The organism is Streptomyces sp. NPDC020731 (assembly GCF_044334705.1).
GTDB lineage: Bacteria > Actinomycetota > Actinomycetes > Streptomycetales > Streptomycetaceae > Streptomyces.
The window spans coordinates 147,210-159,549 of record NZ_JBIRTN010000001.1; the positions used below are offsets into that span (position 1 = coordinate 147,210).

Here is a 12,340-nt window from a genome sequence, read left to right on the forward strand (position 1 = left end):
CCGGATTCCCGCCTGCCGTTCGGACGGGTCGGCTGCTGTCGATGAAGCGGAGACCCCGACCCGCGAGGGCTGGATCCCCCCGCTTCAGCCGGGAGAGACGCCCACACCATCACCCGCACGGCGACCACGCCGCGGGCACCGGGACCGTTCGTCTTCGACCGACTCCACCGGGCGGGCGGCCGGACCGGGCCCTCACGGGTGCCCGGTCCGGCGCCCGTTCCGGACGGTGGTACGGCGCGGTCTCCCGCATCAGGGAGAATGGGCGGCATGAGTGTTCGTACCCAGTCATCCGAGCAGCCCGCCGAAGCTGTCCACCGGGCCGGCTTCGCCTGCTTCGTGGGCCGCCCCAACGCGGGCAAGTCCACCCTCACGAACGCTCTGGTCGGGCAGAAGGTGGCGATCACCTCGAACCGGCCGCAGACCACCCGGCACACCGTGCGCGGGATCGTGCACCGCGAGGACGCGCAGCTGATCCTGGTGGACACCCCCGGCCTGCACAAGCCGCGCACCCTGCTCGGCGAGCGGCTGAACGACGTGGTCCGCGCCACCTGGGCCGAGGTCGACGCGATCGGCTTCTGCATCCCCGCCGACCAGAAGCTCGGCCCCGGCGACCGCTTCATCGCCAAGGAACTGGCCGGGATCAAGAGGACCCCGAAGATCGCGATCATCACCAAGACCGACCTGGTGGACAGCAAGGCGCTGGCCGAGCAGCTGATCGCCGTCGACCAGCTGGGCCAGGAGCTGGGCATCGCCTGGGCCGAGATCATCCCGGTCTCGGCGACCGCGAACAAGCAGGTCGGCCTGGTGGCGGACCTGCTGATCCCCCTGATGCCCGAGGGCCCGGCGCTCTACCCCGAGGGCGACCTCACCGACGAACCCGAGCAGGTCATGGTCGCGGAACTGATCCGCGAGGCGGCCCTGGAAGGCGTCCGCGACGAGCTCCCGCACTCCATCGCCGTGGTCGTCGAGGAAATGCTCCCGCGCGAGGACCGCCCCGCCGACAAGCCCCTCCTCGACATCCACGCCAACCTGTTCATCGAGCGCCCCAGCCAGAAGGGCATCGTCATCGGCCCCAAGGGCAAGCGTCTGAAGGACGTCGGCATCAAGTCCCGCAAGCAGATCGAGGCGCTCCTCGGAACCCCCGTCTTCCTCGATCTGCACGTCAAGGTCGCCAAGGACTGGCAGCGGGACCCGAAGCAGTTGCGCCGCCTGGGCTTCTGATCACGCGCGCTGCTCGCGCAGCAACTCCCTGAACCAGCCGTACGACGCCTTCGGGGTCCGCTCCAGCGTGCGGAAGTCGACATGGACCAGCCCGAAGCGGCGGGCGTAGCCCTCCGCCCACTCGAAGTTGTCCATCAGCGACCACACGAAGTAGCCGCGCACGTCCACGCCCGCCTCCACCGCCCGGTGCAGTGCGCGGATGTGGCCGTCGAGGTAGGTGATGCGGTCCCGGTCGTCCAGACCGTCGTACGCGCAGCCGTTCTCGGTGATGACCACCGGCGGGAGGCGGTCGCCGTACCGGGTGCGGAAGGTGGTGAGGAGTTCCGTGAGGGCCTCCGGGACCACGGGCCAGCCGAAGTCCGTCACCGGGTGTCCCTCGGTCTCCCGTACCGAGAAGGGGAGTTCGGCCGGCATCCGGACCCCGCCGAAGTCGATCTCCGTGCCCTGCGGCGCGCCCACGCTCGTCGGTGCGTAGTAGTTGATCCCGTACCAGTCCAGTGGCTCCGCGACGACCTTCAGGTCCGCCTCGACGTCGCCCGGCATCAGCTCGCCGACGCCCTCCGGGTAGCGGCCCAGCAGCAGCGGGTCGGCGAAGAGGCGGTTGAGCAGCAGGTCGTAGAAGTCGGCCGCCGCCACATCCGCCTCGTCCCGTGACGCCGGCCAGGTCGGACCGTGGGAGTTCGCGATCCCGATGTCACCCGCACCCGACGCCCGCAGCGCCCGTACGGCCAGGCCGTGCGCGAGGAGTTGGTGGTGGGCCACGGGAAGCGCGTCGAAGAGCAGTTTCCGGCCGGGTGCGTGCACGCCCAGCGCGTGTCCCAGCAGGGTGTGCTCGGCGGGCTCGTTGAGGGTGATCCACTTCGTCACCCGGTCGCCGAGCCGCCCGGCGACCTTCGACACGTACTCCGCGAACCGTTCCGCCGTGCTCCGCTCCAGCCAGTCGAGCCCCACCGGCAGATCCCAGTGGAACAGCGTCGGCACCGGCCGTACGCCCGCCGCGCACAGCTCGTCGACCAGCCGGTCGTAGAAGTCCAGGCCGCCTTCCGCCCGCACCCTCGGCCAGGAGACCGAGAAGCGGTACGCGTCCACGCCCAGGCCCGCCAGCAGCGCCACGTCCTCGCGATGGCGGTGCACGTGGTCGCAGGCCACCGCCGCCGTCGAGCCGTCCCGCACCCGCCCCGGCCCGTCCGTGAACACGTCCCACACGGACGCCTCACGCGCGTCCACCGCTCCCTCGATCTGGTGTGCCGAGGTCGACACCCCCCACAGGAAACCGGCCGGGAAACGGGGGAGCGGGTTCGTCGTCGCCATGGACCGGATCATCGGCACCCGAGCCGGGCCAAGTCAACGCCCGTGCCACCGAGGCGGGTTAAGCACCCTCCTTCAGCACCCTCCTGATCAACTCCCGCTGTTCCCCGGTCAATCGGGGATCCGCGCAGTACACCGACCTCCCGTCCACCGTGATCCGGTAGCCGAAGCCGTCCGGAACCCCCACCGGCGGGGTGTCCCGGCCGGTGGCCATGACCCGCTCGGCCAGGGCGTGCCACTCGTGGGCGTCGGCACGGCCCGAGGTGTCCACCTCGGCCTGCCGCTCGATCCCCGCGAACCCGCCCGTGCGCCGCACCTGAATACGCATGGGTCCCTGTCTAGTACGGAACTACAGCGTCCGCACTCCCACCCGCTCCCAGGCCTTCGACACCGCCTGGAGTTCCTCGCCCTCCCCGTACCGGGCACGCGCCGCCTTCACCGTCAGCGTCGCGAAGTCCGTGAACTTCGCGTCCTGTTCCAGCTCACCGCCGGTCAGCACGTCGTACCAGACCTGCCCCGCCCGCTCCCAGGCGTGCCCGCCGAGGGTGGTGGCCGCCAGGTAGAAGGCGTGGTTCGGGATGCCCGAGTTGATGTGCACGCCGCCGTTGTCGCGGCCGGTGCGGACGTAGTCGTCCATCGTCGCGGGCTGCGGGTCCTTTCCGAGGACGTCGTCGTCGTACGCCGTGCCCGGCTCCTTCATGGAGCGCAGCGCCTTGCCCGTGACGCGCGGGGCGAGCAGCCCGGCCCCGATCAGCCAGTCGGCCTCGTCGGCGGTCTGGCCGAGCGTGTACTGCTTGATGAGCGCGCCGAAGACGTCCGACACCGACTCGTTGAGCGCGCCCGGCTGGCCGAAGTAGGTCAGGTTCGCGGTGTACTGCGTGACGCCGTGGGCGAGTTCGTGGCCGATGACGTCGATGGGGAGGGTGAAGTCGAGGAAGATCTCCCCGTCCCCGTCGCCGAACACCATCTGCTCGCCGTTCCAGAAGGCGTTGTTGTAGTCCTCGTCGTAGTGCACGGTCGCGTCCATCGGCAGCCCGTCGCCGTCGATCGAGTCGCGGGCGTACGCCTTCAGGAACAGCTCGAACGTGGCGCCGAGACCGGCGTAGGCGCGGTTGACGGTGGCGTCCTGGCCGGGCGCGTCCTTCTCGCCGCGCACCTTGGTGCCCGGCAGGTCGGTGCCGTGCCGGGCGTCGTACACGGTGCGCCGGGGCTTGCCGGGCTCGGCCTCGGCGAGCGCGGCGACGGCCGGCGCGCCGACGACGGTGGTCAGCCGGCGCTGGGTGCGCTCGTAGGCGTCGCGCCGGAGGGTCCGGCGCGCGGGGCCGTGGAGCACGGGGTCCTCGGCCTGCGCGAGGCGGTCGAGGACGTGCGGCGGGACGATGGTGCAGAAGACGGGCACGAAGCCCCTGTTCGTGGTCATGTCCGGAACCATCGCACTGCGTGACCCGCATGTCACCACCCGCAACCACGATGAGGGAAATCGGGCCGCATCCGGCCTCCCGTGATCCCTTGAAGTGGTATACGGCACTTTTTGTCCCGTTCATCCCTCCGGTCCCGCATACTGATACGGACCTTCGCACGGTGGACGACTCGGTTAAGCTGCGGAGCATCATGCGTTTCGGGCTGCTTCTCCTTAGCTGCCGCGGTGAGGGTCCCCAGTAGAGGCCGACCCCCTCCCCGCGGAGTTTGGCGCTGCGCCGTCGGCCGTCCATCAGGACACACCGAGGAGCCCCCGCATCATGGCGAACCGCCAGCAGCCCAGTTCCATGCCGATCAGCAAGTACAGCCGCTACGAGCAGGTCGACATCCCCGACCGCACCTGGCCGGAAGCGCGGATCACCACCGCCCCCCGCTGGCTCTCCACCGACCTGCGCGACGGCAACCAGGCCCTGATCGACCCCATGTCGCCCGCCCGCAAGCGCGCGATGTTCGACCTGCTGGTCAGGATGGGCTACAAGGAGATCGAGGTCGGCTTCCCGGCCTCCGGCCAGACCGACTTCGACTTCGTACGCTCGATCATCGAGGACCCGGACGCCATCCCGGACGACGTCACCATCTCCGTACTGACCCAGGCCCGCGAGGACCTGATCGAGCGCACGGTGGAGTCCCTGAAGGGCGCCAGGCGCGCCACCGTCCACCTGTACAACGCCACCGCGCCCGTCTTCCGCCGCGTGGTCTTCCGCGGCTCCAGGGACGACATCAAGCAGATCGCCGTCGACGGCACCCGGCTGGTCATGGAGTACGCCGAGAAGCTGCTGGGCCCGGAGACGGAGTTCGGCTACCAGTACAGCCCCGAGATCTTCACCGACACCGAGCTGGACTTCGCCCTGGAGGTCTGCGAGGCGGTGATGGACACCTACCAGCCCGGTCCGGGCCGCGAGATCATCCTCAACCTGCCCGCCACCGTGGAGCGTTCCACCCCGTCCACGCACGCGGACCGCTTCGAGTGGATGGGCCGCAACCTGTCCCGCCGCGAGTACGTCTGTCTGTCGGTCCACCCGCACAACGACCGCGGTACGGCCGTCGCCGCCGCCGAGCTGGCGCTGATGGCCGGCGCCGACCGCGTCGAGGGCTGCCTGTTCGGGCAGGGCGAGCGCACCGGCAACGTCGACCTGGTCACCCTGGGCATGAACCTGTTCTCCCAGGGCGTCGACCCGCAGATCGACTTCTCCGGCATCGACGAGATCCGTCGTACGTGGGAGTACTGCAACCAGATGGAGGTCCACCCGCGCCACCCGTACGTGGGTGACCTGGTCTACACGTCCTTCTCCGGCTCCCACCAGGACGCCATCAAGAAGGGCTTCGACGCCATGGAGGCCGACGCGAAGGCCAGGGGCGTCACCGTCGACGACATCGAGTGGGCGGTCCCGTACCTGCCCATCGACCCCAAGGACGTCGGCCGCTCCTACGAGGCCGTCATCCGCGTCAACTCGCAGTCCGGCAAGGGCGGCATCGCGTACGTCCTGAAGAACGACCACAAGCTGGACCTGCCGCGCCGGATGCAGATCGAGTTCTCCAAGCTGATCCAGGCGAAGACGGACGCCGAGGGCGGCGAGATCACGCCGACCGCGATCTGGGACGTCTTCCAGGACGAGTACCTGCCCAACCCGGAGAACCCCTGGGGCCGTATCCAGGTCGCCAACGGCCAGTCCACCACCGACCGCGACGGCGTGGACACCCTCACCGTCGAGGCCACGGTCGACGGCACGGAGACCACCCTGGTCGGCAGCGGCAACGGCCCGATCTCGGCGTTCTTCCACGCGCTGCAGGGCGTCGGCATCGACGTACGGCTGCTGGACTACCAGGAGCACACGATGAGCGAGGGCGCCTCCGCGCAGGCCGCCTCCTACATCGAGTGCGCGATCGGCGACAAGGTGCTGTGGGGCATCGGAATCGACGCGAACACCACGCGGGCCTCGCTGAAGGCGGTCGTCTCGGCCGTCAACCGCGCAACGCGCTGACCAGCCGAATCGGCGGTTCGAGGCCCCGCTCGCCGGAAATCGGCGGGCGGGGCCCCGTCGTATACCGGCCATCTCCATGTGCGGGTCACGGAAAGGTCTCGTCCCGGGTACTGACTCCACCTCATGGATGTGGCTAACATCACGCAAGCGCGGCGACGACGCTGTGGCGGTTATGGAGGTGCGACGTGCTGCCAGGACGGGGACCCAACGGCCGTGCCGCTGCCGCCAGACTGTCGCGCCTGCTGGGCACCCGCACCGCGTGGACGGCCGTCGGCGACGGGGAGTTCTTCTGCCCCGGCTGCGGCGGCGACCGCAACTACCAGCGGCTGACCGGACACCGCCGCTTCGCCCTGCTCGGCGTGCCGGTGCTGCCGCGCGGCGAGACCGGGCCGGTCGTCGAATGCGCGGCCTGCCGCCGTCACTTCGGCACCGACGTCCTGGACCACCCCACCACCACCCGCTTCTCCGCGATGCTCCGCGACGCCGTCCACACCGTCGCCCTCGCGGTGCTGGCCGCCGGCGGCACCTGCTCGCGCGCCTCCCTGGAGACGGCCGCGGCCGGGGTGCGCGCCGCCGGCTTCGACGACTGCACGGAGGAGCAGCTGGCCGCGCTCGTCGAGGCGCTGGAGGCGGACACCGGCCGCTTCACCGGGGAGCCCTGCACGGCGGGTCTGGCGATCGAGCTGCACGAGGCCCTGGACCCCCTGGCCCCGCACCTCGCCGCGCCGGGCCGTGAGTCGATCCTCCTGCAGGGCGCTCGCATCGCCCTCGCCGACGGCCCCTACACCCCCGCCGAACGCGACGCCCTGACCACCGTGGGCGCGGCCCTCACCATCTGCTCGGACGACGTGACCCGCCTGCTGGCGGCGGCACGGACGCCGTCCTGACGCGGTGGCGGGCCGGCCGCCGCGGGACAGCGCGAGGCGCGTCACAGCAGGAGGCACATCACCTCCCGGTCCTCACCCGGACCGAAGTAGTCCCGGCGCAGCCCCCCGTCCGGCGGCTCCGGGCAAAAACCCAGGGAACGGTAGAGCAGGATCGCGGCGTCGTTGGCGGGCTCCACGGTCAGCCGGACCCGTTCGGTCCCGCAGTGGCGCAGCCGCGCCAGGATCTCCACCATCAGCTCCCGGCCCAGCCCGTGCCGGCGCCGGTCCTGGGCCACGCACAGGCCGAGGATCCAGCTGTCCCGGCTGATCGCCGTGGTGGCCGCCAGGACGTAGCCGCGCAGCCGGCCGTCGCCGTCGTCGAGGACGAGCAGATGACCGGCGTGACCGGCGTACAGGTCGAAGAGCTGCCGCAGCAGGAACGCCGGATAGGCGACCTCCTGGAAGACCTCCTCGTCGAGCCGCTGCAGTTCGGGCAGATCGGACTCCCGTGCCGTCCGCAGCAGCGGGGGCCGTGGTTCCGGTAGAGGTGTCGGCCGGGTGAGGCGCTCCTCGTGGTCCAGGGCGCGCTCAAGCGGTTCGGCGGTCATGCCACCCCCAGTCGGGACGTGAGACGTCAACGCGGCAGCCGTGGCCGCCGTTCACACGAAGGGGGGAATGCGGACCCCGGTGGCGGCCGGTCGCTGCTTCTGGCTAGAGTGAGCGTCCAACTCGCCGCATGCAAGGGCGAGTTCAGGTGTGACAGGACTGTGCTGGCGTGCGCCTGATGTGCGCCCGGTCACGGAGGACTGGCGTGTTCCTGGCTGTCTCCGCGTGCCGACCGGGCTTACCGTGCGAGCACCGGAGTCGCTTCTTCGTCCGCCGACGTCCACCGGGGACTCGTGCGCCGGGCACACGGTCTTGTCCGACACTGAATGGAACTTGGCAGGGTGATGATGGATCGCAACGCCGACGCGCCATGGGCGCAGTTCGATCCGGAGGTGTACGTCGACCTCAATTACCGCACCCCGCTCGAGGTCGATCTGCTGATCGTAGGGCTCATGCGCGACTATTTCAGCCGCTGCTACGAGCAGGGTGTTCCGGCCTCGGTCCGCGGAGTCGACGTCGGCGCCGGCGCGAACCTCTATCCGGCCCTGGCCATGCTGCCCTGGTGCGAAAAGATCCTCCTTCTGGAATACGCGACTCCGAACGTCGAGTACCTGGAGAAACAGGCGTCCGGCGGAGGGTACGACACGGCGTGGGACGCGTTCTGGGACGTACTGGGTCGGGCTCCCGCCTACCGGGACGTCGAGCCGCGGAGCCGGTTCGGCGAGATCGTCCGGGTGGAACGCGCCAACCTGCTGGACCTCGACGGACAGCGGCGCTGGGACATCGGCACGATGTTCTTCGTCGCCGACTCGATGTCCGAGTGCCCCGACGAGTTCCGGCGGGGAGTGGAGTGCTTCATGGACGCGCTGAACGGGGGAGCCCCCTTCGCCGCGGCATTCATGAAGGAATCGCTCGGATATCAGGTCGGCGCACACAAGTACCCCGCCTACCGGGTGAACGCGGACCGGGTCCGGGAGAGCCTGGAACCCTTCACCGCCGAGCTGGAAATCCACGACATGGACCACATGGTGCGGCCGGGTCACGAGGGAATGATCCTCGCGCTGGGGCGGCGGAATTCGGCGATTGCCACCCCGTAGGAACGGGGACCATGTCTGAACACAGGGCAACGAGATCTGTACGAGGGGTGGGGGGATGCAGATCAAGCCACGGCAGCACATGCTGGACATCTGGCGGGCCATGGCCCGCCATTCGTTCGACGACGGAAAGCTCGTCCGGGAGGACACCGACGGACTGAGCAGCGTCGCCGACGCCGAGCGGCTGCTCTGCCTGCTCTACCCCGCCACCGAGGTCCCCGCGTTCCGCCTCGACCAACCGGACACCACCGAACGGGACGTGCTGCGCGCGCTGGAGGGGGTCGGCAGCCGGCTGGAGATCCCGCCCAACCTGATCACCGCGCTCTCCCAGTTCATGCGCAGCCACACCGGCCCCGACGACAGCCCCACCTTCGCCGGCGGACACTACTTCAGGCCGGCCGAGCCCCAGCAGAAACTCACCCACGAGCAGTACCAGCTGGGTGTGGTCGACTCCTACTCCATGTCCGTCACGCTCTGCCTCGCCACGCTCGGATTCCTCAAGGTCTACGAGACCAGCACCACCCGCCCCGACGTGCGCAAGGCCCTCGGCGAGCTGAGGGAGGCCACGAACACCCGGCTGACCGCCGCGATGATCAGTCTCCTGCGCTCCTTCACCGTCAACGTCTTCGACGCCGAGTCCGAACAGGGCCGACGGCTCATCCAGGTCATCGGCCAGGACAGACAGTCCGACCGGGCCGTCCTCCAGCAGTTCTCCCGCCGGTTCCGCCCGCTGCGCGCCACGATCATCGAAAGCCTCAGCCGCGGCATCCAGGTCGACGAGAGCATCCGCGACGAGAGCCAGCTCTTCGAGTGCGGCTGGGCCTGGGGCGTGGTCAAGGACGCGCCGACCATCACCGACCTGGACGTCCAGGTCCCCGGCCAGCCCGACGGCATCGCCGACCGGCTGCCCTACGTGTACTTCACCGTCATCGCCCTGGACGGCATCCAGGACCTGTTCTCCGACCGCACCCTGACCCTGGGACTGCTCGACGCCGACCAGCAGAAACTCGCCGAGGCGTTACGCCTGCGCTGGGAGCTCAGCCAGCAGTACTGGTCGGCCATCGCCCGCTTCGGCAGCGAGCGCTGGCCCCTGGAGGACCTGCCCTGGCAGACCACCGGACTGCGGCTGGAATCGGAGTACTTCTCCCTCACCGTCGCGGCCATCCTCGTCCACGACCTGGTCCGCCGGAGGGCCACCGACGACGACCTCACCCGCACCGTCGCCATCATGGAGCGCCTCGCCGACCGCGGTCGCGTCACCAGCCGCATGACCAGGAACGATCCCACCATCGAGCTGCACAACCCGGGCGTCACCATGCCACTCGCCGGCTCCGAGCGCTCCGGCGCGCTGCTGCAGTGGCGGATGACCGACTTCTCGGCCCAGCTGCTCAAACGGATCGTCCAGCTCGCGGAACTCTCCCGGAACATCGACGCGCAGGACCGGCTGCTCCGCCTGGGCGAGCAGGCGTTCGAGCACCTGTGGAACCGGCGCATCGAGGACGGCGAGGGAGCAGGCCTCTGGGACAACGCACGGGCCGTCTACCCGGACACACGCGTGGGCCGGCGCCTCTCCTGGAGCATCACCGAACGCGTCACCGAGTGCCTGGTCGCCGCCCGCAACCTCTACGAACAACAGCCCATCCGCAGCCCCGAACTCGCCCAGCTGGCCCGGGACCTGCTCAGCGAGGCCACCCACCTCTTCGGCAGGGAACAACTGGAGGCGTCCACCAGCGCCGACGGCAGCCGGGGCCGGGCCATGCGGAGCATAGAAAGCCGCCTGGACCACGCCCGGAGCCTGGTCGACGACCGGCCCGCGACCGCGTTCGCCCTGGCCCTGCCCGTGCTCCAGGAACTCGACACCCTGGCCCAGGCCCGAGGCGCAGCCGCGCAGGAGGTGTGAGCCGTGCTCGTCTTCGCCGCCTCCGACAAAGGAGGCACCGGCCGCTCGGTGACCAGTGCCAACCTGGCCTACCAGCGCGCCCTCACCGGCGACCACGTGGCCTACGCGGACTTCGACTTCGGCTCGCCCACCGCCGCCGCCGTCTTCGACGTACCCGGCGCGATGCGCGGCACAGAGGAGAGCGGCCTGCACTCCTACCTGGAGGGCACCGTCACCGAACCGGCCAGGATCGACATCTGGCGGCAGACCGAGCACCCCCAACTGCGCGCCCGGCCCAACCAGGCCGGCCGTCTGGTGCTGCTCCCCGGCGACGCCGGCGGCGGCGAGTTCGCCACCGGCGAGGACGCCCTCGAGCGGTGCGTCGACCTCCTGCTGCGGCTGCACGGCGAGTTCGACCTGGTCGTCGTCGACCTCAGCGCCGGCCGCAGCTACGCCGTCGACATGGTCCTCGCCGCGACCGCCCACCCCCGGATGCGCTACGTGCCCTTCCGCTGGCTGGTCTTCCACCGCTGGACCCGGCAGCACGTGATCGCCGCCGCCGGACTCGTCCACAAGGACCACGGCATCATCAGGGGCGGCGTGGAACGCGGCCACGACGAGGAGGCGCTGCAGGGCGCCGTCCGCTTCGTACGGGCCGCCGTACCCGATCCGGACTCACCGCTGTGGTCCCAGGGCTCGCCCGCCCAGGCCGCCTGGATGCAGTCCTGCGACGAGGCGCTGCGCCGGCTCGCCGCGGAACACCGCATCGGCGACAGCGTGGTGCTCGGCACCGTACCCCTGGAACCCATCCTGCAGTGGCGCGAACAGCTCATCACCGAAGAGGACGTCCTCTCCACGCAGATCGCCAACAAGGAGACACTGGAGGCGCTGGAGGAGATCGCGCGACGTCTGACCGACGACGACTGCTGGGGGCGGCCATGACGGAAGCGGTGTTCCGCGAGACGGCCGCCGAACCACGCACCCAGGCGGTGCCCCTGTCCCACCTCTCCCTGGAGCTGGGCCACCTCTACATGGAGGACTTCGAGGCCGGCCCCGGACACCTGCGGCGGCACTTCGAGCGGGTACGCCCCTGGGCGGAGGCGGCACGCGCCACCGCGGCCGCCTCGACCGGCGGCAAACGCCCCCGGATCAGCACCTGCTTCCTGATCGACGACTACTTCACCCGCTTCTCCGGCCCCGCCGAAGTCGTCCCCATGCTGCTCCAGGAGGCCGACCGGGCGGGACTCGTCATCGACTACCTGGCCCGCGAGTCCGGCTGCGCCGTCGCCGGCAAGGTGCCCGTCGCCGAAGCCGTGGCCGGACGGATCGTCGAGGAGCCACCGCCCGGCAGCTACGGCCTGCGCCCCCCGGCCGCGCAGACCGGCTGGCTGGCCAACGGCGAGCGCAGCCCCGTCGCGCGCGCCCCGCAGGCCATGAAGAAGGCCACCGCCTGGCAGCCGCCGAAGGAGACCGCCGCCCGCCGCCACTCCGTCTTCCTGGACGTCGAACTCTGGGACGAGGGACCCGACGGACACCGCGTCTGGTCCTGCCCCTTCCTCGCCGCGGTGTGGCAGCTCGCCCGCCTCGGACTGCTGCGCAACGAGGGCGAGGCCGTCCTCGAACCCCAGCCGCACACCGCGTCCGCCTTCCCCGAGGACTGGGACGAACTGCCCCCGCTGCTCCGGCTCAACCCCCGGGCGGCCCCGTTCGCCGCCTACCGGACCTGCTCGGTGCTGCCCAACCGGTTCTTACCCGTCGAGCACGCCGTCCGCGTGATCCTCGACCAGACCGAGGTCGACCCCGGAGCGCTGGCCCAGGCCGCCGAACGCTCCGCCCGCGAGAACGCGACCGTCCCCGACTCGGCGGCCGACCGCGTCTCCTACGTCTTCTACGCGGGGCGGTGAC

Annotated in this window: 11 protein-coding genes; 7 read left to right on the top strand and 4 right to left on the bottom strand. The window is 70.5% G+C overall.

Annotated elements, in window-relative coordinates; translation table 11 throughout:
* Positions 1–267 precede the first annotated feature (267 nt).
* On the top strand, positions 268–1,221 hold the full coding sequence (era, locus tag ACH4VX_RS00655; RefSeq protein ID WP_398364680.1) for a GTPase Era: 954 nt from the start codon (positions 268–270) through the stop codon (positions 1,219–1,221).
* Here era and ACH4VX_RS00660 read toward each other — a convergent pair whose 3' ends face one another.
* Genes ACH4VX_RS00660 through ACH4VX_RS00670 form a run of 3 tightly spaced genes read right to left on the bottom strand, consistent with a single transcriptional unit; the run spans position 1,222 to position 3,949 of the window.
* Positions 1,222–2,532, bottom strand: coding sequence for a GH1 family beta-glucosidase (locus ACH4VX_RS00660; protein WP_398364682.1), 1,311 nt, complete (start codon positions 2,530–2,532; stop codon positions 1,222–1,224).
* A 58-nt stretch (positions 2,533–2,590) separates the two neighbouring features.
* On the bottom strand, positions 2,591–2,857 hold the full coding sequence (locus ACH4VX_RS00665) for a protealysin inhibitor emfourin (RefSeq protein ID WP_398364683.1): 267 nt from the start codon (positions 2,855–2,857) through the stop codon (positions 2,591–2,593).
* A 21-nt stretch (positions 2,858–2,878) separates the two neighbouring features.
* Positions 2,879–3,949, bottom strand: a complete 1,071-nt coding sequence (locus tag ACH4VX_RS00670) for a M4 family metallopeptidase (protein ID WP_398364685.1) — start codon at positions 3,947–3,949, stop codon at positions 2,879–2,881.
* Positions 3,950–4,268: 319 nt separating this feature from the next.
* Between ACH4VX_RS00670 and leuA the strand changes: the two genes are divergently transcribed.
* Entirely contained in the window at positions 4,269–5,990 is a 1,722-nt protein-coding gene (gene leuA / locus ACH4VX_RS00675; RefSeq protein WP_398364686.1) for a 2-isopropylmalate synthase, read from the top strand.
* Between the two features lie 185 nt (positions 5,991–6,175).
* Entirely contained in the window at positions 6,176–6,877 is a 702-nt protein-coding gene (locus ACH4VX_RS00680) for a TerB family tellurite resistance protein (protein WP_398364688.1), read from the top strand.
* A 41-nt stretch (positions 6,878–6,918) separates the two neighbouring features.
* Here the strand turns inward: ACH4VX_RS00680 and ACH4VX_RS00685 are convergent, their stop codons facing one another.
* The gene (locus tag ACH4VX_RS00685; RefSeq protein WP_398364690.1) at positions 6,919–7,464 is read right to left on the bottom strand and encodes a GNAT family N-acetyltransferase; all 546 of its coding nucleotides are present in this window, start codon (positions 7,462–7,464) and stop codon (positions 6,919–6,921) included.
* A gap of 342 nt (positions 7,465–7,806) precedes the next feature.
* Between ACH4VX_RS00685 and ACH4VX_RS00690 the strand changes: the two genes are divergently transcribed.
* Genes ACH4VX_RS00690 through ACH4VX_RS00705 form a run of 4 tightly spaced genes read left to right on the top strand, consistent with a single transcriptional unit; the run spans position 7,807 to position 12,339 of the window.
* The gene (locus tag ACH4VX_RS00690) at positions 7,807–8,559 is read left to right on the top strand and encodes an SCO2525 family SAM-dependent methyltransferase (protein WP_398364692.1); all 753 of its coding nucleotides are present in this window, start codon (positions 7,807–7,809) and stop codon (positions 8,557–8,559) included.
* A gap of 55 nt (positions 8,560–8,614) precedes the next feature.
* Positions 8,615–10,456, top strand: coding sequence for an SCO2524 family protein (locus tag ACH4VX_RS00695; protein ID WP_398364694.1), 1,842 nt, complete (start codon positions 8,615–8,617; stop codon positions 10,454–10,456).
* Between the two features lie 3 nt (positions 10,457–10,459).
* A complete protein-coding gene (locus ACH4VX_RS00700; RefSeq protein ID WP_398364696.1) occupies positions 10,460–11,377 on the top strand; it encodes an SCO2523 family variant P-loop protein in 918 nt (305 codons plus the stop codon).
* Entirely contained in the window at positions 11,374–12,339 is a 966-nt protein-coding gene (locus ACH4VX_RS00705; protein ID WP_398364698.1) for an SCO2522 family protein, read from the top strand. The genes ACH4VX_RS00700 and ACH4VX_RS00705 overlap by 4 nt, the downstream gene beginning before the upstream one ends.
* Position 12,340: the final 1 nt, after the last annotated feature.